We start from the raw sequence: 21,758 nt of genomic DNA on the forward strand, positions 1-21,758 counted from the left end.
GCGGTTCGATTTTCCACAAGCTGATGGAGCTCCCATGGAACTGCCCAATAAAGACCTCGGTACGCTTTTCGAGCAGCTCGGTCTGCCATCTGACCCGGCCAGCATCGACGCCTTTATCGCCACCCATCGACCTATTCCGAACGGAATGAAGGTGTCTGACGCGCCTTTCTGGAGTGAAGCCCAGGGCTCTTTCCTCAAAGAACAGTTGATGGACGATGCTGAATGGGCGCCGGTGGTCGATGAGCTCAACGTGCGCCTGCATGAGCAAGGCGAGGAGCTGCCCTGACATCCCTCTGGATCGATTGCAGGTGTTGCTGACAGCGCCAGCCCACCGGTCCCATAGGTTCAGCCGTGGCGACCATCCTCCCGGTTGGCCGGCAGGCAGGGGCCGAGACAAGCAGGACGAGGCGTCATGCGATGGTGGGCGCGGCGATATCAAAGAGGCATCGCCGCGCCGCAGCATAGGCCTGTCACGGTTGTTTCACTAGAATTCTCAACTCCATGCGCGCCGCCGCACCTGTTTTTTGCAAAAGGACAACCATGAATTCTGACTCCGTCGCTTCCAGCCTCGATATCGAAGCACGTTATGCCTGTGCCAAGTCTCTGGCAGAGGAAGCTGCACAGATGGGGCTCGAGTACTACCGCAAGCGCGACGCACTGACTATCGAGCATAAAGGTGATGATCTGCAGGACGTGGTCAGCATCGCCGACAAGCAGATCGAAGCCTTTATCCGCCAACGGCTGACCGAGCTCTTTCCCGAGGACGGGTTTCTCGGGGAGGAGAGTGGATCAGCTGATTTGGGTGCCCGCTGCGTCTGGGTGATCGACCCGATTGACGGCACCGCCTGCTTCGTCAATGGCCTGCATAACTGGTGCGTGTCGATCGGTCTGCTGATTGACGGCGAACCTCACCTGGGCGCCATTGCCGATCCAAACCACAACGAACTGTTTCATGGCTGCCTGGGCAAGGGGGCGTACGTCAATGACGTACCATTGAAAGTCAGCGCGGCAACACACGTCGGACAAGGCGTGACCGCCACAGGCACGTTCCACCCGCGCGGAAAGGCGCATTTCATTCCGTTCATGGAGAAGCTGCTGGCCGAAGGCGGGATGTTCTTCCGTAACGGCTCCGGCGCGCTGATGACCGCCTACGTGGCAGCCGGACGGCTGCTCGGCTATTACGAGACCGAGCTGAAAAGCTGGGATTGCATGGCTGGACTGGTGCTGGTGAAAGAAGCGGGTGGCCGGGTCAATGATTTCTTCCGGAACGATGGGCTGCTGCGAGGCAATCCCTATCTGGTTGCCTGTCCGGGCGTGTATCCGCAGCTGGCCGAGATGATCGGGCCGTCGCTGGACGATTGAGCGGTGTTTGAGGGTTGATCGCGAGCGAGCTCGCGCCTACAAGGCAGGTTCCGCGCTCTGTGTAGGAGCCAGCTTGCTGGCGATCCGGGGTTGTGCGGACTTGCGGCACTACGGGGCGTCTGACGGTTGTTCGCGAGCAAGCTCGCTCCTACAAGGCAGGATCGGCGCCCTGTGTAGGAGCCAGCTTGCTGGCGATCCAGAGGTGTGCGGACTCGCGGCGCTACGAGGCGTTTGTAAGTTGATCGCGAGCAAGCTCGCTCCTACAGGGTTGGCGCTGCGCTCTGTGTAGAGCCAGTTTGCTGGCGATCCAAGGTTGTGCGGACTCACGGCACTACGGGGCGTCTGACGGTTGTTCGCGAGCAAGCTCGCGCCTACAAGGCAGGCTCAGCGCTCTGTGTAGGAGCCAGCTTGCTGGCGATCCAGGGTTGTGCGGACTCGCGGCGCTACGAGGCGTTTGTAAGTTGATCGCGAGCAAGCTCGCTCCTACAGGGTTGGCGCTGCGCTCTGTGTAGGAGCCAGCTTGGCGATCCGGGTTGTACGGACTCACGGCACTACGGGGCGTTTGTAAGTTGATCGCGAGCAAGCTCGCTCCTACAGGGTGGGTTCGGAGGTCTGTGTAGGAGACAGCTTGCTGGCGATCCAAGGTTGTGCGGACTTGCGGCACTACGGGGCGTCTGACGGTTGTTCGCGAGCAAGCTCGCTCCTACAGGGTGGGTTCGGAGGTCTGTGTAGGAGCCAGCTTGCTGGCGATCCGGGCTGTGCGGACTCGCGGCACTACGGGGCGTCTGACGGTTGTTCGCGAGCAAGCTCGCTCCTACAGGGTGAGTTCGACGCTGTTTGTAGGAGCCAGCTTGCTGGCGATCCGCGCCCGCTAGGTGACAAACACCAGCGAAGCCAGCCCGCGGATCAGGTGCGCAGTTCAGGCGGGACGGTGCCGCCGTGTTCAGCGAGCTTGTGCATCACGGTGCGATGCAGCCATGTGTTCATCTCTGCCGAATCGCCCATTTTGTCGGCCGGGCAGCCCAGTTCGGTAGCGAGTTCCTTGCGTGACTCCAGGTTGCTATCCAAACCCAACAGCTTGAGCAGATCGACAATGGAGGTGCGCCAGTTCAACGGCTCCGGATGGTTTGCAGCCATTGCGTCTAGCTTGGCAGGCACATCCACCGCGCTTGTCGACGTTCCCGTCGAATGGGCGACACCTTCCGGGCTGGGCGCGACGCCTGGCGGCGTGGTGGTGGCATTGTGCGCAGCGGTAGGGCGCTCCGAGTCGACCACGGTATCCGGCGCATGCTGGTTCGGCGTGTTGCTTGGATCGACCGGCTTGTGTGCTTCGTTGCTCACGCCGCCCATGCCGAGCTTGTCTTTGATCTCGTCGAACAGGCCCATTTCAATTCCTCTGTCATCAGGTAGTGATTGTTGGACCACCATGACGCGTCGAGGATTCGGCGCCACAGGTCGGGAAGCGCACTGCTTCGCGGCTTAGCGAGTGGAGGCCGCAGCCCCCTGCGTTGGTTCGGGAGCTGCTGACGGAGCGTCAGTACCGCCGCCCAGCGCGATATACAGGCTCACCAGATTCTGAACTTGAGCACGCTTGATCTCGATAAAGGCCTGTTCGGCATCGAACAGGTTGCGCTCAGCATCTAGCACCTGCAGGTAGTTCACTACGCCTTCGGCATAGCGTTCGCGCGCAAGGTCGGCGATGCGTCGCAGCGTGGCGACGTTTTCCGCCTGAGCGGCAACCTGTTCGGCCAGGTAGCGGCGACCAGCGAGCGCGTCGGCCACCTCGCGGAACGCGGTTTCGATGGCGCTTTCGTACTCGGCTACGGCCACGTTTTCGCGGGCCTCGGCGACGGTCAGGTTGCCGCGATTGCGACCGAAGTCGAACAGCGGCAGCGAGAGGCTCGGTCCGATACTCCAGGTGCGGTTGTCTCGGCTGACCAGGTCATCCAGCTCATTGGAAATATAGCCGAGGCTGCCGGTCAGGGAGATTTGCGGAAAGAACGCAGCCCTCGCCACACCAATGTTGGCGCGGGCCGCACGCAGCTCCAGTTCGGCACCCAGGATGTCGGGGCGGACCAACAGCAGCTCCGACGGCAGCCCCGCATCCAGCCGCAATGGCTCGATCTGTTCGTTCAGTGGCAGTGGCGCCGGCAACGGCTGTTGTAGCGGGCCCCCGATCAGCTGAGTGAGGTAATTGACCTGCTCGGCTCGGATCAGGTGCAGATTGGCCAGCTCCGTCTTGGCCTGGGTCAGCAGCGCCTGTGCCTGGTTCAGGTCGAGCGCCGAGGTGATGCCCGCCTCGAAGCGTACGCGGGCAATGCGCAGGCCATCGCGGCGGCTCTGTAGCGTTGCCTCAGCCAGTTCGATCCGTGCTTCAGCGCCGCGGACGGCGAGGTAAGTCGTGGCCACATCGGCGATAAGCGATAGCCGGAATGCGCGCTGCGCCTGGACGGTCGACAGATACTGAGCGCGCGCCGCCTCGGTGAGGTTGCGCACACGACCCCAGAAATCCAGTTCGAATGCCGATACGCCGAGTCCTACCGAGAATCGCTCGGTGATCTGACCGCTGGAACTGCCCGCAGCTCCGGCAACAGGCCCGCCAGGGGAGGCGCGCCCTACCTGGCCAGCGCTGCCCGTCGGAAAGCGGCCCCGGCTGGCATCAGCCGTCGCAGCCAGCGTCGGGTAGCGGTCGGCTTCCTGTACGCCGAATTGGCCGCGGGCCTCCTCGATTCGGGCTACGGCTATCTGCAGGTCTCGATTTCGCTGCAGGGCCGTCTCGATGTACAGCTCGAGTCGAGGATCTTCTAGAAAGTCTCGCCAGGCGATTTCGCTGGCCAGAATCTCGCCGTCCCTGGGCTGATAGTCGGCCGGGTATTGCGCGGCACTGGGGGAAGGGGGTTGCTCATGTGGCGGGGCGAACTGGCAGCCAGCCAGCAGGCCGCCCATGAGCAAGGCCGCAAGTCGCGAGAGCCGGTCAGGCATTGTCTGGCGCCTCCTGTTCCTCGGCTGGGTGCGCCTTGTCTTCGGCTGTAGGCGGACGACGCTTGGTCAGCCAGCGCCGTACGGAGAGGTAGAACAGCGGGATATAGAACAGGCCCAGCAGCGTTGCGACGATCATGCCGCCCATGACGCCCGTACCGACCGCAACCCGGCCAGCCGCGCCGGCGCCGGTGGACAGCACCAGCGGCAACATGCCGAGGATGAACGTCAGGGAGGTCATCAGGATAGGGCGGAAGCGCAGGCGCACCGCGTTCATTACGGCATCGGTCAGGCTTTTGCCGTGACCTTCTTCTTCGATGGCAAACTCGACGATCAGAATGGCGTTCTTAGCCGAAAGCCCAATGATGGTCACGAGACCGACGTTGAAATAGACGTCCGCTGGCAAGTCTCGAATCATCGCGAACAGCACGGCGCCCAGCGCGCCGAAGGGCACCACCAGCAATACGGCGATGGGCACCGTCCAGCTTTCATACAGAGCCGCCAGTACCATCAGCACCACCAGCAATGACAGCCCCAGCAGTAAACCGACCTGACCGGACGCTTGCTGCTCCTCCAGCGAGGCGCCAGTCCATTCGTAGCTGAACCCGCCCGGCAGTTCGGCTGCGAGCCGCTCCATTTCGGTCATCGCCTCGCCCGTTGTCGAACCGGGTGCCGCGCTACCGGATAGGGTCAGCGCCGGGTAGCCGTTGTAGCGCTGCAACTGAGTGGGTCCCTCGGTCCAGCCCACGGTGGTGAAGGCGCCAAACGGCACGCTCTCGCCCTCATTGTTGATTACCTTCAGGTCGAGCACGTCCTGGGGCGTCATGCGATAAGGCGCATCAGCCTGCAGCAGCACCTGCAGAACACGTCCGTCACGGTTGAAATCGTTGGCGTAGGCACTGCCGAAGGCGATGGCCAGCGTCGCATTCACCTCGCTGATCGACAGCCCTAGCGCGCGCGCCTTGATGCGATCGATATTGACCCGCAGGCGCGGCGCGTCGTCCGCGCCTTCAGGCCGCACGTTCTGCAACACCGGGCTTTCATTCGCCTTGCCGAGGAGCTGGTTGCGCGCATCGAGCAGTGCTTGGTAGCCGAGCCCGCCGCGGTCTTCCAGTTTGAAAGTGAACCCGCCGGCCACGCCCAATCCGGGAATCGAAGGCGGGTTCAGGGCGAACACCCGGGCTTCGTTGATCTGTGAGAAGCGGCCCATGGCTTCGCGAACCAGGGCCTGGGCGGAGCTACCTTCTTCGGTGCGCTGCTCCCACGGAATCAGCCGTACGAAGGACATCGCATGAGCCTGGCCCTGGCCAAAGAAGCTGAAGCCATAAACGGTGATGGCGTCTTCGACCAGCGGATGGTCGGCATAGAACGCCTTGACCTGCTCGATAGCTTCCTCCGTGCGCTCTACCGTCGCGCCAGCAGGGGCCTGGATCACGGTCATCAGGGAGCCCTGGTCTTCATCCGGCAGAAAAGCACTGGGCATCCGCAGGTATAGGAAGACTGTCAGGGCCAGCAAGCCGACAAAGGCGAGCAAAAACCAGATCGGACGCGCAAGTATGCCGCCGACGGCATGGTGGTACCGGTCAGTGGTGCGCTCCATCCAGCGGTTGAACGGGCCGAAGATGCGCTGACCCAGTCCAGGCTTGCCGTTGTCAGGCTGACTTGGCTTGAGCAATGCAGCGCACAGCGCAGGGGTCAACACCAGTGCGAGCACGGTCGAGGTGGCAACAGCAATCGATAGCGTCACCGCGAACTGACGGTAAATGCCGCCAGTCGAGCCGGGGAAAAATGCCAGCGGCACGAATACGGCAATCAGGGCGAGGGTCGTGCCGATGATGGGGGCGGTCACCTGCTCCATGGCCTTGACGGTGGCCTGATAGGGCGGCAACTGCTCCTCGTCCATGATCCGTTTGACGTTCTCCACCACCACGATGGCGTCGTCCACCAGGGTGCCAATCGCCAGCACCATGCCGAACAGGCTCAGCAGGTTGATCGAAAAGCCGATGAGCCACAGGCCGAGGCAGGTACCGGCCAGGGTTATCGGAATGACAATGGTGGGAATGACCGTGGTGCGCCAGTTCTGCAGGAACAGCAGCATCACCAGTACCACCAGCCCCATTGCCTGCAACAGCGTGACCACGACCTGCTGGATCGATGATGAAATGAACGGGGTCGAGTCGAATGGCACGGTCCAGGAGATGTCCTCCGGGAAGCCTTCGGCCAGCTCGCTCATCCGCTGTTTCACGGCAGCCGCCGTATCCAGGGCATTAGCGCCAGGCGACAGTTGCACAGCCAGGCCCGCCGCGGGCTGGCCGTTAAGTTCGCTTCGTGAGGTGTAATCCTGTGCACCAAGCTCCACTTGCGCGACGTCGCGCAGGCGTATCGCCGAACCGTCCGGGCCGGCACGCAGGATAATCGAGGCAAACTCCTCCGGCGTGCTGAAGCGACCTCGGGTCTCCAGGGGCGCGTTGATCTCGATATTTTCGGCAAGCGGTAGGGCGCCTAGTGCACCGCCTGCGGACTGGCTGTTCTGCTCCTGCACGGCGGCGAGCACGTCGGCGGCTGAAAGCCCAAAGCTGGCCAGCCGATCCGGATTGAGCCAGATGCGCATGGCATAGGCGGTGTAGAACTCGCGGATATCCCCCACGCCCTGAACGCGGCGCAGCTCGTCGAGTACGCGGGTAGTGGCGAAGTGGCCGAGCTCCAGCGTGCTCATGGTGCCGTTCTCGGAGAACAGCGAGATGATCAGCAGGAAGTCCTGCGATGCCTGGAAGACCTGGATGCCTTGTCGTCGGACTTCCTCCGGCAATCGTTGCTCCACCCGACTCAAGCGGTTCTGCACCTCCATCTGGGCGATGTCGATGTCGGTGCCGGACTCGAAGGTCAACTCGATCGATGCACTGCCGTTGGAGCGGCTCGACGAGTCCATGTAGAGGAAGCCCTCGACACCGTTGAGTTCCTGCTCGATCACCTGGGTGACGTTGGTTTCGAGGACCGATGCGTCTGCGCCGGGGTAGGTCACGCTGATGCGAAGCGTCGGGGGGGCAATGCTCGGGTATTGCTCGACGGGCAGTGAGCGCAGGGCCAGGACGCCGCCCAGCAGAATGCCCAGCGCGATGACCCAGGCAAATACCGGTCGCCGGATGAAGAACGCCGGGGTCATTGGCTGGACTCGGTCGCCCTGGACGACTCTGGCGCTTCCGGCGGCTCTTCAGCCTGGTAGGGAGTTGTTCGTACCGCTGCACCGCTGCGGACACTGCCGCCGCCTTCGACGATGACCACCTCACCGGCCTCCAGACCGTCACGAATGATCCATTTGCTGCCCTGCAGCTCGCCAAGCTCGACCTTACGAGAAGCGACCTTGTCGTCCTCGCCAACGAGTAGCACTCGCGCGGCCTGATCGTTCACCATGACAGCACGCTGCGGAATCAGCACGCCGTTAGGGCGGATGCCTGCATTGATCCGCGCGCGAACGAACTGGCCGGGCAGGAGCAGCCTGTCCGGGTTGGGAAACTCGGCGCGAACGGCCACGGTGCCAGTGTTCTCATCGATGCTCATGGCGTAGAAGTTGACGTAGCCGGGATGCGGGTACTCGTGACCATTCTCCAGAATCAGCTTGACCTCCACGCGGCCATCCTCGGGCAGCTCAAGGGCACCTGAAGCGAGCTGTGCGCGAATTTGCAGGAGATCGGAGCTCGATTGGGCGAAGTTCACATAGACCGGGTCGAACTTCTCCACCGTGGTCAGCAAAGTGCCCTCGCTGGCGCTGACCAGCGCACCTTCGGTGACCTGCGCACGCCCGGCGCGCCCTTCGATGGGTGACTCGACGGTGGTGTACTCCAGTTCCAGCTCGGCCGACTGCACGTTGGCTTCGGCTTGTGACACATCGGCTTTGGCCGTGCGCAGGGTGGCCAGTGCAGTGTCATATTCCTGTTGGCTGATGGCTTGTTTGGCAACCAGGCCCTTGTAACGTTTAACATCCTGCGCAGCATTCAATGCGGTGGCCTCGGCACGTTCCAATGCGGCCTTGGCTGCCTTCAGGTTGGCGAGCATTTCTCGGGGGTCGATCTGGAACAGCGGCGTGCCGACTTCCACATCGGTGCCTTCTTCATACAGCCTTTCCTGAATGATGCCGTTGACCCGGGCGCGGATCTCGGCGATGCGAACGGCCTGGACACGCCCGGGAAGCTCGATGATGTTGGGGATCGGCTTGGGGTCGACCGTCACGACCTCTACCTCGGGGGGTGGTGGTGCGGCTTGTTCGGCTTTTTCTTCGTCGGAGCAGGCCGCCATGAGCAGCGTCGTGGCGCTGATCAGCACAGCGTTTTGCAGTAACTGCCTCATTCAGTCAGACCTTTTGTCTCGTGCTGTCTTCGCCGCGGTATCGCGCGCTGACCTACACTCGACCGCAGGTGGCGGGCACGGTTCAGGTTAAATCCTGCTCAGGCTTCGACGATGCACGGGGCTCGTAGTGACCTATGCCCAGGGGTAATAAACGGTATTCGGCAGGGTTGGAGCCCGACTCAGCTTTTCGGTGTATGCACCACGATGTGTTGCCGCGCCTGGTCCGGCAGCGTGACCCCGGCGCAGAGCAGCGCGGCGACCAGACCCTTGCGCACCTCCGAGGCGGTGGCGACGAAATCCGAGCGGCGTGAGTCGCACCAGAACAGGACGTCGAAGACGAACTGGCTGTCGCCCAGATCGGTCAGCAGCACCTCGGCTTGAGGAGTGGCCAGTACGCCGGGCGTCTGCTGCACCGCATCGCGCATGACAGCGCTGACCGCATCGATGTCGATGCCGTAGTACAGCTTGCAGACCACCTTGCCGCGGCGGACCGGCGCCGCCGTGTTGTTGGTGACACGCGAGGTGAAGGTCTCGGCGTTAGGGACCAGTACGCGGCGCCCGTCGTAGGTACGGATCTGGGTGGCGCGCAGTTCGATGCGCTCCACGCTGCCCTCGGTTTCCCCGATGATGATCTGGTCGCCCAGCTGGAACGGCCGCAGCGTCAGGATCAGCAGACCACTTACGAAGTTGGAGAGGATGTCCTTGAGCGCGAAACCCAGCGCCAGGCTGGTCAGCCCAAGCCCGGTGGCTAGGGTGCTGGGCTCCAGGCCGAAGGCACTCGCGGCGACGATGATTCCGAGCACCCAAACTGCGTAATAACTCACCTGCCGGACCAGATTCTCGACGGTCAGGTCGTTCGCCAGGCGGCGCACAATTTTCTTCATCAGCGCCCGCACAGCGGTGGCCAGGCCCCAGAACAACAGCAGCACCAGCAGGGCGGCTAGCACTCGCGGGATAATGTTGATGGCTGATTCGAGCAGGCGCGCAAAAGCGTTCTCAACGCTTGACTGCACCGAGGTCAAAAAACGTCCACGGTCAGAATCGCGGCGTTTTGCAGCCGTAGCCAGCGCCCGGTCGAGTATCGCTGCCCAATCCCGGGCGAGCCGGTCAAGGGACAGCCCGTTGGCTTCGGCATCGGCTGGCGAGACCACCATCAGAGGACGGCCGGCTACGCTGATCTGCAGGCCGTCGTCTTCACTGGATTCGGTTGGTTCGATGCGAGCCTGTGTGATGCCCTTCGGCGTTTCCAGCACGGCTGCCAGTTGCCGTTCAATCTGTCGAGCCCGTGGCCGTGCTTCCAGCTCCTCTGTGGGGCCAATGCGGAACAAGGCGCGGCCGTCCAGGCGCACGGTCGCAACACCCTCCTGGGCCCAAGCGTGCAGTGACGGCAGCATCGCCATGCAGAACAGGACAAACAGGACAAGCGGGCGTACGGGGACGGAAATGGCGCTGAGAAGGCGAGGGGCCATGGTCGTCACATTCGAGGTGCAGTAACCGAAAACAAACAGGCCGCCATGTTGGCGGCGGCCTGTCGATGAAACGTGCAATCTGCGGCTGTGCGTACCGAGGGACCGTAGATGCAATGCAAACGTCTTCAATAGGCGTTAGAAAATCAGCGCGAACAGGCCGATCACGACCAACAGACCGATCAGAAAGATGATGCCTACTGTGCTGCCCAGAAACTTCAGCATGAGGATGACTCCTTTTGCAGTGGGTTCACTAAATCCGACTGAGCAGGGCGGCGAACGTTCATTAAACCGGTTGTCCGGTCATGTCTGGTACGCGCGTCAGAGGCTTTTCCAGATCAACTGCAACCCGGCCAGGAGCATGCCTATACGAGCGATTCGGTAGAACAATTTATGGTCGATGCGCTTGTGCAGCCAGAGCCCGGCCCAGACGCCAAACGGCACCACCGGCGCGAGGGTTAGGCTGAGCAGCAGGTTCTCCCGGCTGAACTGGCCCAGCGCGGCATAGGGGATCAGCTTGAGGGCGTTGGTCATCAGGAAGAACAGGTTGATGGTCGCCACATAGCGCAGCTTGTCCAGCTGCTGCGGCAGCAAGTGCATCATGATCGGCGGCCCGCCGGCATGCGCGACAAAGCTGGTGAAGCCGGCAATCGTGGAAAGCAATGTGCCGCGACCGCGTTGCAGCGGGCGCGGTTTGTCATTATTGGTGACCAGTCCCAGCAGCACGAAGCCAACCGCAATCGCGCCCATCATCAGACCGATCATGCGCTCGTCGAGCATGCCAAAGGTAAGCGAGCCCAGCGCGATGCCTATCAACGCCCCCGGCATCATCACCTTCAGATTCGCCCTGTCCCAGTGGCCAACGTAGGCCTTGAGGCCCACTACATCCGCCAGGCAGAGAATCGGCAGCATCACCGCAGCGGCCTGTTTGGGCGATATTGCCAGCGCCAACAGCGGTACGGCGATGCCACCTAGGGCGCCGCCAAAACCGCCTTTGGAAAGGCCAGTCAGGAAGATCGCCGGCAGTGCGAATAGCAGAAAGTCAGATAGCGTCATGGGTGGCGAGGGCTGCGCAGGTCTGGGCGAGAGGGTTGAACGGCTGCAAATGATCGCATTTTGTCGCTTCCGGTTATCACGTACCAATGATCGCACTGGCGGAATGAAATCACCCTGGTTTCGGTCCGATCAGATAGGTAACAGTCCGTTCCGTGCTGTTTATCAAAGAGAGATGTGCCATGTCGCGACAAGTCCAGATTTCACTTGCACCACACCTTACGGAGCAGTTCATCAATGAAATAGAACCCATCAAGGGCGTCACCGGTATCAGTTTGCATAAAGGTGTTTCGCTCAAGCCCAAGGGTGATGTCATCACCGTTGAGCTAACCAATCCGGCCTTGCTCGAACTGATGCGGCGGCTCGAGGCGCGAGGCCTCGGTAAGAGTGCGGACTCGTCTATCGTCACCTCGGAACTGCTCAGCAGCGTTTCTTCGCCCGATGCCAGAGAGCTGACCCGCGAACCCAGTGATGCGCCCTGGGAGGAGATGGAGTCGTCGCTACTGAAGGAGAGCAATACCAACCGAAACACGCTTTTCCTGATGTTTGCTGCAGGGTTCATTGCTGCCGTCGGCGTCTCGACCAATACATTGCATGTGGTGATAGGTGCCATGCTCATCGCACCTGGTTTCGAGCCTATTACACGGATTGCCCTGGGCGCGATAACCAGTAGCCAAGCGCGTCAGCGCGGCGCTCACGATCTGCTGCGGCTGTACCTGGCACTGGTGCTCGGTGCGGCGTTGGCTACCCTGATGTTTGTCGCAATGAGCGAGGCGCCACTGTCGTCCGACCCTGGCTATCTCGGTAACCAGGAGCTGCTTCGTTATTGGACCTCGCTGACGATCCCCTCGACCGTGGTGACCGCGTTATCGGCAATTGCCGGCGCTATTCTGGTCGCTACCAACAGGTCCGTACTGACCGCAGGGGTAATGACCGGATTGGCGCTGGTCCCCGCGGCGACCATCACCACCATGGCCATGAGCGTGGGTGACTGGACGGCCTGCGGGCTGGCTGCCATACGATGGCTCGTCGACTGCTCGCTGGTGTTGCTGCTGTCCATGCTGGTCTTCGCCTGGAAACGACGCAGTGTGCAGGGGCGGCCGACAATGCTGTTGTGAAGGAAGTGGATCGCTCGTGATTGATCGTGGTCAGGATCTATAGGTTCCTTTCTACAGGTGATTCATGACCTCCCTCAAAGCTGTTCCAGGCTTCAATCCGATCTCCATCGAACCGGCTCGCAGCGCGCGATCAGTAGCGGGGCCATTGCTGGTCTTGGTGCTGGCGCCGATGCTGGCTGTTCCAGCCCTTGCACAGGAACCTCAGGAGTTGGTCAGCCTGATCAACGATTTCCGCAGCGCGGACGAAGCCTGCGGGGGTGGCGACGGTCAGCCTATCGGGCCGCTCGCACCGAACAAGGCACTGAGCGTGCAGCCGGCCGCCAGCGGAACGCAACTGCAGGAAGCGCTGCAGGCTTCCGGTTATCGTCCGGCCAAGCTGCAAGCCATGTCCGTATCAGGGCCGGCCGACGCGCAATCCGCCATGCAAGCACTGAAGCAGCGCTATTGCGAGCCACTGCGTAGCCAGGACTTCGCTGAGATCGGCGTATCGCGCAAGGGCAACACCTGGCAGGTGCTATTGGCCCGGCCGCTGCTGTCACCTGATCTAGGCGACTGGCAGCAGGTAGGAAAAAACATTCTTGAACGGGTCAACGAGGCGAGGGCCGAGCCGAGAACCTGCGGTAGCCGTTCGTTCGATGCCGCTCCGGCGCTGACCTGGAATGCCAAGCTGGGCGGTGCTGCGCTTGCCCACAGCCGTGACATGGCGGAGCAGAACTATTTCAGCCATCACGCGCCGGATGGCAGCCAGGTAAGCGACCGGGCCAACCGGGCCGGTTACAGCTGGCAGCGGATCGGTGAGAACATCGCGGCCGGGCAGGGCTCCGAGGAACAAGTGATGGCCGGCTGGCTGGCCAGTCCCGGTCACTGCAGCAACATTATGAACCCCGATTTCACCGAGATGGGGGCGGCCTATGCCATGGACAAAAGCAGCGCTGCAGGCAGCTACTGGACTCAGGTCTTCGGCAAGCCCCGTTGATCGCAGGCTGAGCGAATGTCGGGCTGGTTCAGCCCACGCTTTCAAGCCAGTTGTGGGCTTCGGTGTTCTGGGATTCGTCGAACGCTTTGATCGTCAGACCGGGAAACAGGGCACCCTCGATTTCGCTGGCCCTGCGCAACCACTCCTTGCCGGAAACGACCGCACAGCGGTCGAAGCGGCGGATGAAGCGAAACAATTGCGGAATTCTCGCCAATTCCACACCCATCGCCCCTAGCGTCGGGATGTCGAAATCACCTATGCGCATCAGCATGTGACCGTGGCTGATGTCATCGGATTTTCGCAGTAGCTCATCTAGCGCGAAGCGCATCTCGCTGCTGTCCAGCTTGCCAGAGAAATCCACGTCGATGCGTTTGTCACCAATGCGCGTTACATGAAACATGACGAGTCCTCGATTGCAATGAGTGTTCGGCGAGCAGCCCTCCGTTAGGTGACCATAGCCGTTGTGTGGCGTTCGGCCAGTGCACCCATGGTGGGGCTGGCGGGCCACAGCCACCGCAATGTCGGCCCGTAACGCTGCCATCGAGGCTGCACGCGCTGGCAGGCAGGGGCGTGGCTTCGCAGTGGTTGCAGACAAGGCGAAGCCTGGCCAGTCGCACGCATGAGTTGGCCAAGGAGGTCAGTCTGCTGGCCAGCTGGCCGATCAGGCAGCCAACGCGACGCACGACACGGCCGCATCGGGCAGCTCTATCATGCAGAGCATGAGCGGCCGAAACGGGCAGATTGAATAATTCGTCTGGAGGCGTGAAGAAGCTGAGATCGAAGCGAGCGGGGAGGTGCTGCGGGCAGGCGCCTCTCTGATGTCAGCAGAGGCGGCAAGGCGTCCCCGCACATGGCGTGCAGGGACGAGGTGATCAGTCCTGGCGGCTGGTCACTTCCAGCAGGTGATAACCGAACTGGGTTTTCACTGGGCCCTGTACTTCGTTGAGCGGGGCGCTGAAGACGACAGTGTCGAATTCCTTGACCATCTGACCGGGGCCGAATGAGCCCAGGTCACCACCCTGACGGCTGGACGGGCAGGTGGAATTGTCTTTGGCAACCTGAGCGAAATCGGCACCGCCTTCGATGGCAGCCTTCAGCTCGTTGCACTTTTCTTCGGTGGGAACCAGGATGTGGCGGGCGGTGGCTCGTGCCATGTGAGTCTACTCCAGTGGGAAAGGTGCGAGCCTACCGGATTTGCCCAGCGATTCAAGCATCGGGCTCAGTTCGACTCGGGCGAAGGCTGTTTCGGTGGGTTCTGCAGGACCGCCATGCTGCGTTGGTATTGCTCGGAACCGAGTGGCATGAAGCCAGTGAAATGGATCCAGCTGGGCAGACGTTGCAGGTAATGTTGGATGAAGGCTTGCGTGATGGGCTTGCGTTGCAGGCTTTGTTCGTTCACGTAAAGGAACAGCGGACGTGTCAGTGGCTGATAGTGCCCCTTGGCGACCGTGTCGAGCGTTGGATAGACCGGGCCTTTACCATTGTCCACGGCTAGCAGTTTCAGCTCGTCCCAGTGGCGGTGGTATGCGCCGATGCCGAAGAAACCAAGCGCATTGGGCTCGGCGGCAATGCCCGAGGCCAGCTGTTCCTCGTCTTCGCTGGCCGTGTAGTCCTGGCGACTGCGGTGGGTGGTGCCGACGATCTCACCGGTGAAGACGTCATAGGTCCCCGAATCCTGCCCACGGCCGAACAGCTCGATGGGGCGGTCCGGCCATTCAGGGCGGATCTGGTTCCAGCGCGTGATCCGGCCTTCGGCGTCGGGGCTCCATAACGTCTTGAGTTCTTCCACCGTAATATCGTTCGCCCAGCGATTGCTGGGATGAACCACCACCGCAATGGAGTCCATGGCGATGGGGATCTGGCGATAGCGGACGTTATTTTCCGCACACTCTGCCTGTTCCTCGTCGTTGATTTCGCGCGACGCATCATTGATGTCTGTCTTGCCGGCGCAAAAACTTCGGAACCCGGCAGTGGTCCCGGAAAACTCTACATTGATCGGGTGACCAGGGCGCTCACGCTGAAAACGCTTTATCGCTTCACGGGTCAACGGGTAAACCGTACTGGACCCGTCGATAAGCAACCCGTCGGATGCCGGTGCCTCTTCGTTCGCTGCGGGTGCGAGCGCAGCATGCAGGCACAGGGAGAGGCTGACCAGCAGGAAGCGGGCGGATTGGGCAACGTGCATTTGAAGTTCCCTCTACTTGACTCGCGGGCTGGTCAGGATTTCGCTTTCAGCCAGTCGGCTTTGAGCGCGGTCCAGAACAGCTGCAGGCTGTTGAAGCGTGTATCCACCGCGTTGATGTAATCGTCCAGACGGTCGATTTCACGGTGTTGCGCCTGCTCTTCCTGCGCGTCGATGCGCTCGAGCTGCGCCTCCAGTTCATTCAATGATTCGCGAAGTTCACGGATGCGATTTTCGGTCTGGATGCGGCGTTCGCTTTGCATGGTTTGGCTCCCCAGGCTGGTCAGAGTTGGCTGCCGGTGATGAGCAGCAGCGGAAGGCCAAAGAACACGCCGCCGATATAGGCGCCGACATACAGCTTGTTGCGCTGGGCCAGGTCCGCAAGGAAGTTGGCGATCGCGGGTGGGACGCCGCGCAGGAAAGGCAGTACGTAGATGATGGTGATCCCCAGAAGATTGAACATCAGATGCACCAGTGCGATCTGCATCGCCAGTTCTGCCGTGGGGCCCGAGATCGCGGTGGCGGCCAGCAAGGCGGTGACGCAGGTGCCGATGTTGGTGCCAAGCGTGAACGGGTAGACCTGTTTGAGCGTAAAGACGCCCGTGCCGGCCAGCGGCACGATGAGTGCTGTTGTGGTGGAGGATGATTGCACCAGGATGGTGATGATCGTCCCGGATGCGATGCCGGATACCGGCCCGCGACCGACGCTTGCGTGCATGATGTCCTTGGCGCGTCCGACCATTACTTTGCGCAGCACTCTGCCGATGGCCTGCACCACGAAGAGAATTAGCCCGATCCCGATAACGATCAGCCCGACGCCAGCCCACACCGTGCTTGGCAGCCAGGATACGCTGGCCTCCAGTAGCTCACTGGCAGGGCTCAGTAGGGTCTTCATGAAGTTCATGCTCTTCATGTCGACGCTCGCACTGTCATGTACCAGCAGGCCTGCGAGCGCCTCGGAAATACGTTGCAACGGATGAAAAAGCAGCTCCAGTGGCAGGAGAATGGTCACAGCCGTGATGTTGAAGGCGTCATGCACCGTGGCCGCCGCAAAGGCGCGGTGGAATTCTTGCCCACTTCGGATGTGGCCAAGGCTGACGATGGTGCTTGTGAGCGACGTGCCGATGTTCGCGCCCATGATCAAGGGGATCGCAATGGGGATCGGCAGGCCACCGGCGACCATTCCGACGATGATCGAGGTCACGGTGCTGGAACTCTGGATCAACGCCGTGGCGGCCAAACCGATCATCAAGCCGACAAAAGGATTGGTGGCAAAGGCGAACAACTCTCTTGCATTGTCGCCCGTGGCTGCTTTGAAGCCGTCGCCGATTGCGCCGACTGCGGCGAGCAACAGATAGATCAGCGCGACCACCAACAGCCAGGAAAGCCATTGACGGGTAGCCGGGGTGGAAGATTTATCAGCCAGTGCGCCTGCATTCGTCGCCATGAGCCAAGCCCCTCGGGATGTCTGTTGGCTCGACGGTGGGTGCTGTGTATGAAGGCTTCGTGACCGGAACGGCCATCTGCGACAAACGGTGCAGGCGATAACCAGCAGACTGGTGCTGGCTCTCGCACGGTTCTTCCACACCCCATAAGGCGTGCTCGTGACGTAGGGGCTGACGAAAAGGAGGTTGTGTTGCAGCACAGTCCAACCAGGCCTAAGCCCAGGTTCGATGCGAAGGCTGCAGGACAAACACAAACGGCGACATGAAGATCAGGTGATTCGTGGCGTCGGGCCTGCCCCAGCCAGGTCATTGCCGATACCCAGGCACCGCAGACGGCAGGGCGAAGGGTGACGCGCCGGTTTTGACTGATCAGTTGCCCAGCAGTGACCCGTGGGCGGGGGCTGAGCGAGCAGCCCCCTGAGTCATGTCATGCGGCGTTGCTGCTCGCCGTCCCATTGGCGGGCTGGTCCGCCAGATAGTCTTGCAGGCGCGCTTTTTGCGCTTCGTTGAATGCAAGGCCGAGCTTGGTGCGGCGCCAAAGAATGTCATCGGCGTGCGTGGCCCATTCCTCGCTGCATAGATAGTCCACTTCCTGCGAATACAGTTGCTGGCCCAGGTCCTCGCCTAGCGACTCAACTGAACGTGCAGCCCCAAGCATGCGCCAGACCCGATTGCCATAGAGGGTCGCCCAACGTTTGGCTAATGGCCGGTCTACGCCTGTCACCTTTTCCATCAATTCTTCGGCGAGCGCGTCGGCTGTACTCATGTGTTCACCGCCGGGCAGGGCGGCGCTGGCCGTCCAGCTCGCCCCCATGTTCGGAAAGAACGGCTTGAGCTGCGCCATTGCCGATTCGGCGAGCTTGCGATAAGTGGTCAGCTTGCCGCCGAATACCGAAAGCAACGGGGCCTGCTTGTGTTCAGCGGCCAGAGACAGGGTGTAATCACGGGTGACAGCCGAGGGGTTATCCGACTCGTCGTCACACAACGGCCGGACGCCGGCGAAGGTGTGCACGATGTCCTTGGGCTCCAGCTGCTTGCGGAAGTGGTTATTTGCCACTCCCAGAACATAGGCGATCTCTCCTTCGCTGATGCTGACCGTAGCCGGATCGCCGCGGTATTCACGGTCAGTGGTGCCGATCATGGTGTAGCGATCCAGATACGGAATGGCGAACACGATGCGCCGGTCCTCGTTCTGCATGATGTAGGCCTGCTCACCTTCGTACAGCTTGGGCACGATGATGTGGCTGCCCTGGATCAGACGAATGCCGTACGGCGAACGCTGCTGCAGGTTGTCGCCAATGAACTGGGCCACCCATGGGCCGGCTGCGTTTACCAGTGCCTTGGCGCGCAGCGAAAAACGGCTGCCATCCTGACGCTGCAGCTCCACGTGCCAGATGCCACCGGCACGCTTGGCACTCAGGCATTGGGTACGGGTGTGGATGTGCGCGCCTTTTTCCCGTGCGGCCATCGCGTTGAGCACCACCAGGCGCGCGTCGTCGACCCAGCAATCTGAATATTCGAAACCGCGTTTGATCTCCGGCTTCAGCGGGCTCTCATCACCGAAGCGCAAGCCGTGTGAAGCCGGTAGTTTTTCACGCTTACCAAGGTGGTCGTAGAGGAAAAGACCAGAGCGGATCATCCAGGCGGGTCGCAGGTGAGGACGATGCGGCAAGACGAAACGCATTGGCTTGACGATATGTGGTGCTTTGGCCATTAGCACTTCGCGTTCGGCCAGCGCCTCGCGTACGAGGCGGAATTCATAATGCTCCAGGTAGCGCAGGCCGCCATGGATCAGCTTGCTGCTCGCCGACGACGTATGGCTGGCCAAGTCGTCGCGCTCACATAAAAAGACCGATAGGCCGCGTCCGGCTGCATCTGCAGCGATACCTACACCATTGATGCCACCGCCAATTACTGCGATGTCGTACAGCTCGGAGACGGTCTCAGTCACGGGATTCTCCTCAAGAACGAACATTGATTTTCGAATGTGAACATCCTAACGTAGAAGCGAATCCTTCTCTAGCATCTGTGTTCATTTTTTATATCAAAAGAAAATAATCGAACTGATATGAACTGCTAATTGGTGCTGAGCCGCAAAACGGAGTACGCGATGTGCTGGCTCGGGCGAGCAGAGCGGCCTGGAATCCTCGTGAGATGCGGTCGTCGAGCCAGAATCCGATCAAAGCTCCAAGTGGACCATGGGCGTTCAGGTGCGGACGATCAGTCGGGTGGGTACTCGATCACCGAGTGGTGCTAGATCGGGAGCACGCTTGCTGCACCTATAGCCGTTCAGGCTTGCGTGTGCGCTGTGGGCACAAACGCCCAAACGGCTAGGAGCTGATCAAAATCCCTGCCCTGTGGGTTTTTGCAGGGGATAGTCCGGGGCGCCTAACGGAGCCCGTCCCGACCTGTCATTGCGTGACTTCCAGCTTCACTTTGTGCCGGGCGAGCAATTCGAGAAAGGCTTCCGGTGGTTGGGTCTCGGTGAACAGCATGTCGATCTGTTCCAGCGATCCGAGGCGCGTCATGGCGTTGCGGCCGAACTTACTCGAATCCGCGGCGAGAAAGACCTGGCGAGCATTATTGATGATGGCTTGCGATACCCGGACTTCCTGATAATCGAAGTCTAGCAGCGTACCGTCGTCGTCGATGCCGCTGATGCCGATCAGGGCGTAGTCGACCTTGAACTGACTGATGAAATCCGCAGTGGCCTGACCGACCACGCCGCCATCGCTGCGCACGTTGCCCCCGGCGATCAGCACGTCGAAATCTTCCTTGGGACTCAGAATGCTCGCTACATGCAGGTTGTTGGTGATCACCTTGAGGTCGCGGTGGTTCAGCAGCGCGTGGGCGATGGCCTCGGTGGTGGTACCAATGTTGATGAACAGCGATGCCTGGTCGGGAATGTGTGAAGCCAGGGCGTCGGCGATGCGGCGCTTCTCGTCACGCATCTGGCGGGCACGTTGGGTGTAGGCAGTGTTTTGAACGCTGGAGTCGTGGGCGGCGCCACCGTGGTAGCGACGGAGCAAGCCGGCTTCCCCTAGCTGGTTGATGTCGCGGCGGATGGTCTGGGGCGTCACCGCAAACTGTTGCGCCAGCTCTTCAATGCTGACGTAGCCGCGCTCGCGCACCAGTTCGAGAATGCTCTGCTGTCGTGGGGCCAGAGTCATGGAGGCTTCCTTATTATCAATATGCCGGGAAGCATGCCGCAGTCTGGTCTGTGATTAAAGAATTGTTCGTTTCCGAATGACTGCGCCCGACGCGGGATCTGATCCAGGTCGGGCGCTTTTCGAAGGCAAATGTCACGCGTCTGGGTTATTCCTCCTCCCAGTCACGTGTGCGGCCAACCGCCTTCTTCCAGCCCGTGTAGAGCGCTTCGCGCTTCGCATCATCGCAGGCGGGTTCGAAGACGCGTTCGATGGTGGCCTTGCTGCGCAACTCGTCCAGGCTGCTCCAGAAGCCGGTCGCCAGGCCTGCCAGGTAGGCAGCGCCAAGGGCCGTAGTTTCCTTCATTTCCGGGCGCTCGACCTGGGTGCCCAGCAGGTCGGCCTGGAACTGCATGAGGAAGTTGTTCGCCACTGCACCGCCATCCACGCGCAGCGATCGCAAGCGCTCGCCCGCGTCCTGCTGCATGGCGTCGAGCACGTCACGGGTCTGGTAAGCAATGGACTCGAGCGCGGCGCGGATGATGTGATCGACTTTAACGCCGCGCGTCAGACCGAACAGCGCGCCACGGGCGCGTGGGTCCCAGTAGGGTGCGCCAAGGCCGGTGAATGCCGGCACCAGGTAGACACCGTTGCTGTCTTGCACCTTGGTCGCGAAGTATTCCGAATCCAGCGAATCGTTGATCACTTTGAGCTCGTCGCGTAGCCACTGCACCGTAGAGCCACCGTTGAAGATGGCACCTTCGAGTGCGTAATTGACCTCGCCACGAGGCCCGCAGGCGATGGTGGTCAGCAGCCCGTGTTCGGACTGGACGGCCTTGGTGCCGGTGTTCATCAACAGGAAACAACCGGTGCCGTATGTGTTTTTCGCCTGGCCGGGCTCGACACACATCTGGCCGAAAAGCGCGGCCTGCTGATCGCCCGCAATCCCGGCAATGGGGATGCCGGTACTCTGGCCGGAGCCGAGGTAGGCGTGACCGTAGATTTCCGAAGAGGAACGCACCTCCGGCAGCATTTCACGCGGGACGTCCAGCGTCTCCAGCATCACCGGGTCCCAGTCGAGCTTGTGGATGTCATAGAGCATGGTGCGCGAGGCGTTGGTGTAGTCGGTCACGTGCGCCTTGCCCTGGGTCATCTTCCAGATCAGCCAGCAATCGACGGTGCCGAACAGCAACTCGCCACGGCGGGCGCGTTCACGACTGCCTTCAACGTGATCGAGGATCCACTTGATCTTGGTACCCGAGAAGTAGGGGTCGATTACCAGGCCGGTGGTCTTGCGGATATGGTCCTGCATGCCGTCGCGCTTGAGCTGATCGCAGATCGGCGTGCTTTGGCGGCTCTGCCAGACAATGGCGTTATAAATCGGCCGGCCGGTGTTCTTGTCCCAGACAATGGTGGTTTCGCGCTGATTGGTGATGCCGATCGCAGCGACCTGTTCATTGGTGATGCCGGCCTGAGCCAGCGCCTCGACGAAGACGCCGCTCTGGGTGGCCCAGATTTCCATGGGGTCGTGTTCGACCCAGCTGGGTTGCGGATAGATCTGTGCGAACTCGCGCTGAGCGATGGTGATCACGTTCGCGTTGCGGTCGAGCACGATGGCGCGGGAACTGGTGGTCCCCTGGTCGAGGGCGACGATGAATTGCTTGTTGTTCTGATTGCTCATGGTGTC

The 21,758-nt window shown here is 61.3% G+C and carries 18 protein-coding genes and 1 pseudogene; 5 read left to right on the forward strand and 14 right to left on the reverse strand.

Going from position 1 to position 21,758, the window contains the following annotated elements; translation table 11 throughout:
• Nucleotides 1–34: 34 nt before the first annotated feature.
• Both JQR87_RS06325 and JQR87_RS06330 read left to right on the forward strand, forming a co-directional pair.
• A complete protein-coding gene (locus JQR87_RS06325) occupies nucleotides 35–286 on the forward strand; it encodes a DUF2789 domain-containing protein (protein WP_407291580.1) in 252 nt (83 codons plus the stop codon).
• Between the two features lie 254 nt (nucleotides 287–540).
• Entirely contained in the window at nucleotides 541–1,362 is an 822-nt protein-coding gene (locus tag JQR87_RS06330; RefSeq protein ID WP_407291577.1) for an inositol monophosphatase family protein, read from the forward strand.
• A gap of 906 nt (nucleotides 1,363–2,268) precedes the next feature.
• On the opposite strand, the gene JQR87_RS06335 is transcribed toward JQR87_RS06330, so the two are convergent.
• The 6 genes from JQR87_RS06335 to JQR87_RS06360 form a co-directional block, all read right to left on the reverse strand.
• Nucleotides 2,269–2,748: a DUF3597 domain-containing protein gene (locus tag JQR87_RS06335; protein WP_407291576.1), complete on the reverse strand. Its 480-nt coding sequence runs from the start codon at nucleotides 2,746–2,748 to the stop codon at nucleotides 2,269–2,271.
• A gap of 93 nt (nucleotides 2,749–2,841) precedes the next feature.
• Nucleotides 2,842–4,344 (reverse strand): efflux transporter outer membrane subunit, encoded by a 1,503-nt coding sequence (locus JQR87_RS06340; protein WP_407291574.1) that lies wholly within the window; start codon nucleotides 4,342–4,344, stop codon nucleotides 2,842–2,844.
• A complete protein-coding gene (locus tag JQR87_RS06345) occupies nucleotides 4,337–7,504 on the reverse strand; it encodes a multidrug efflux RND transporter permease subunit (RefSeq protein ID WP_407291573.1) in 3,168 nt (1,055 codons plus the stop codon). The genes JQR87_RS06340 and JQR87_RS06345 overlap by 8 nt, the downstream gene beginning before the upstream one ends.
• The gene (locus JQR87_RS06350) at nucleotides 7,501–8,685 is read right to left on the reverse strand and encodes an efflux RND transporter periplasmic adaptor subunit (protein ID WP_407291571.1); all 1,185 of its coding nucleotides are present in this window, start codon (nucleotides 8,683–8,685) and stop codon (nucleotides 7,501–7,503) included. The genes JQR87_RS06345 and JQR87_RS06350 overlap by 4 nt, the downstream gene beginning before the upstream one ends.
• A gap of 179 nt (nucleotides 8,686–8,864) precedes the next feature.
• Entirely contained in the window at nucleotides 8,865–10,154 is a 1,290-nt protein-coding gene (locus tag JQR87_RS06355) for a mechanosensitive ion channel family protein (protein WP_407291569.1), read from the reverse strand.
• Nucleotides 10,155–10,472: 318 nt separating this feature from the next.
• Nucleotides 10,473–11,207: a sulfite exporter TauE/SafE family protein gene (locus JQR87_RS06360; RefSeq protein WP_407291567.1), complete on the reverse strand. Its 735-nt coding sequence runs from the start codon at nucleotides 11,205–11,207 to the stop codon at nucleotides 10,473–10,475.
• Between the two features lie 179 nt (nucleotides 11,208–11,386).
• Here JQR87_RS06360 and JQR87_RS06365 point away from each other — a divergent pair, with 179 nt between their 5' ends.
• Nucleotides 11,387–12,322, forward strand: coding sequence for a DUF389 domain-containing protein (locus tag JQR87_RS06365; protein WP_407291566.1), 936 nt, complete (start codon nucleotides 11,387–11,389; stop codon nucleotides 12,320–12,322).
• Between the two features lie 64 nt (nucleotides 12,323–12,386).
• The gene (locus tag JQR87_RS06370) at nucleotides 12,387–13,298 is read left to right on the forward strand and encodes a CAP domain-containing protein (protein ID WP_407291565.1); all 912 of its coding nucleotides are present in this window, start codon (nucleotides 12,387–12,389) and stop codon (nucleotides 13,296–13,298) included.
• 28 nt (nucleotides 13,299–13,326) lie between these two features.
• On the opposite strand, the gene JQR87_RS06375 is transcribed toward JQR87_RS06370, so the two are convergent.
• Entirely contained in the window at nucleotides 13,327–13,698 is a 372-nt protein-coding gene (locus tag JQR87_RS06375; protein WP_407291563.1) for an STAS/SEC14 domain-containing protein, read from the reverse strand.
• Between the two features lie 121 nt (nucleotides 13,699–13,819).
• Between JQR87_RS06375 and JQR87_RS06380 the strand changes: the two are divergent.
• A pseudogene (locus tag JQR87_RS06380) lies at nucleotides 13,820–13,946 on the forward strand (methyl-accepting chemotaxis protein); the annotation flags it as partial.
• A gap of 224 nt (nucleotides 13,947–14,170) precedes the next feature.
• Here the strand turns inward: JQR87_RS06380 and JQR87_RS06385 are convergent.
• From JQR87_RS06385 to glpK, 7 genes are all read right to left on the reverse strand, one after another.
• On the reverse strand, nucleotides 14,171–14,452 hold the full coding sequence (locus JQR87_RS06385; RefSeq protein WP_003282311.1) for a peptidylprolyl isomerase: 282 nt from the start codon (nucleotides 14,450–14,452) through the stop codon (nucleotides 14,171–14,173).
• A gap of 65 nt (nucleotides 14,453–14,517) precedes the next feature.
• Complete coding sequence (locus tag JQR87_RS06390) at nucleotides 14,518–15,483, reverse strand: PstS family phosphate ABC transporter substrate-binding protein (RefSeq protein ID WP_407291560.1); 966 nt, start codon at nucleotides 15,481–15,483, stop codon at nucleotides 14,518–14,520.
• Nucleotides 15,484–15,515: 32 nt separating this feature from the next.
• The gene (locus JQR87_RS06395; RefSeq protein ID WP_407291558.1) at nucleotides 15,516–15,743 is read right to left on the reverse strand and encodes a hypothetical protein; all 228 of its coding nucleotides are present in this window, start codon (nucleotides 15,741–15,743) and stop codon (nucleotides 15,516–15,518) included.
• Between the two features lie 20 nt (nucleotides 15,744–15,763).
• Complete coding sequence (locus JQR87_RS06400; RefSeq protein WP_407291557.1) at nucleotides 15,764–16,927, reverse strand: Na/Pi symporter; 1,164 nt, start codon at nucleotides 16,925–16,927, stop codon at nucleotides 15,764–15,766.
• A gap of 425 nt (nucleotides 16,928–17,352) precedes the next feature.
• The gene (gene glpD, locus JQR87_RS06405) at nucleotides 17,353–18,900 is read right to left on the reverse strand and encodes a glycerol-3-phosphate dehydrogenase (protein WP_407291555.1); all 1,548 of its coding nucleotides are present in this window, start codon (nucleotides 18,898–18,900) and stop codon (nucleotides 17,353–17,355) included.
• Nucleotides 18,901–19,336: 436 nt separating this feature from the next.
• Complete coding sequence (locus JQR87_RS06410; protein ID WP_407291554.1) at nucleotides 19,337–20,095, reverse strand: DeoR/GlpR family transcriptional regulator; 759 nt, start codon at nucleotides 20,093–20,095, stop codon at nucleotides 19,337–19,339.
• Nucleotides 20,096–20,240: 145 nt separating this feature from the next.
• Entirely contained in the window at nucleotides 20,241–21,752 is a 1,512-nt protein-coding gene (glpK, locus tag JQR87_RS06415) for a glycerol kinase GlpK (protein WP_407291552.1), read from the reverse strand.
• Nucleotides 21,753–21,758: the final 6 nt, after the last annotated feature.

It is taken from the genome of Stutzerimonas stutzeri (assembly GCF_051028275.1).
GTDB classification, from domain to species: Bacteria; Pseudomonadota; Gammaproteobacteria; order Pseudomonadales; family Pseudomonadaceae; genus Stutzerimonas; species Stutzerimonas stutzeri_AS.

Excerpts from the sequence above, each read along its gene's own strand:
- JQR87_RS06360 (WP_407291567.1), bottom strand. The coding sequence starts at position 11,207 with ATGACGCTATCTGACTTTCTGCTATTCGCACTGCCGGCGATCTTCCTG.
- JQR87_RS06365 (WP_407291566.1), top strand. The coding sequence starts at position 11,387 with ATGTCGCGACAAGTCCAGATTTCACTTGCACCACACCTTACGGAGCAG.
- JQR87_RS06375 (WP_407291563.1), bottom strand. The coding sequence starts at position 13,698 with ATGTTTCATGTAACGCGCATTGGTGACAAACGCATCGACGTGGATTTC.
- JQR87_RS06325 (WP_407291580.1), top strand. The coding sequence starts at position 35 with ATGGAACTGCCCAATAAAGACCTCGGTACGCTTTTCGAGCAGCTCGGT.
- JQR87_RS06355 (WP_407291569.1), bottom strand. The coding sequence starts at position 10,154 with ATGGCCCCTCGCCTTCTCAGCGCCATTTCCGTCCCCGTACGCCCGCTT.
- JQR87_RS06340 (WP_407291574.1), bottom strand. The coding sequence starts at position 4,344 with ATGCCTGACCGGCTCTCGCGACTTGCGGCCTTGCTCATGGGCGGCCTG.
- JQR87_RS06335 (WP_407291576.1), bottom strand. The coding sequence starts at position 2,748 with ATGGGCCTGTTCGACGAGATCAAAGACAAGCTCGGCATGGGCGGCGTG.
- JQR87_RS06385 (WP_003282311.1), bottom strand. The coding sequence starts at position 14,452 with ATGGCACGAGCCACCGCCCGCCACATCCTGGTTCCCACCGAAGAAAAG.
- JQR87_RS06390 (WP_407291560.1), bottom strand. The coding sequence starts at position 15,483 with ATGCACGTTGCCCAATCCGCCCGCTTCCTGCTGGTCAGCCTCTCCCTG.
- JQR87_RS06410 (WP_407291554.1), bottom strand. The coding sequence starts at position 20,095 with ATGACTCTGGCCCCACGACAGCAGAGCATTCTCGAACTGGTGCGCGAG.
- JQR87_RS06395 (WP_407291558.1), bottom strand. The coding sequence starts at position 15,743 with ATGCAAAGCGAACGCCGCATCCAGACCGAAAATCGCATCCGTGAACTT.
- JQR87_RS06345 (WP_407291573.1), bottom strand. The coding sequence starts at position 7,504 with ATGACCCCGGCGTTCTTCATCCGGCGACCGGTATTTGCCTGGGTCATC.
- JQR87_RS06330 (WP_407291577.1), top strand. The coding sequence starts at position 541 with ATGAATTCTGACTCCGTCGCTTCCAGCCTCGATATCGAAGCACGTTAT.
- JQR87_RS06400 (WP_407291557.1), bottom strand. The coding sequence starts at position 16,927 with ATGGCGACGAATGCAGGCGCACTGGCTGATAAATCTTCCACCCCGGCT.
- glpK (WP_407291552.1), bottom strand. The coding sequence starts at position 21,752 with ATGAGCAATCAGAACAACAAGCAATTCATCGTCGCCCTCGACCAGGGG.
- JQR87_RS06370 (WP_407291565.1), top strand. The coding sequence starts at position 12,387 with ATGACCTCCCTCAAAGCTGTTCCAGGCTTCAATCCGATCTCCATCGAA.
- JQR87_RS06350 (WP_407291571.1), bottom strand. The coding sequence starts at position 8,685 with ATGAGGCAGTTACTGCAAAACGCTGTGCTGATCAGCGCCACGACGCTG.
- glpD (WP_407291555.1), bottom strand. The coding sequence starts at position 18,900 with ATGTTCGTTCTTGAGGAGAATCCCGTGACTGAGACCGTCTCCGAGCTG.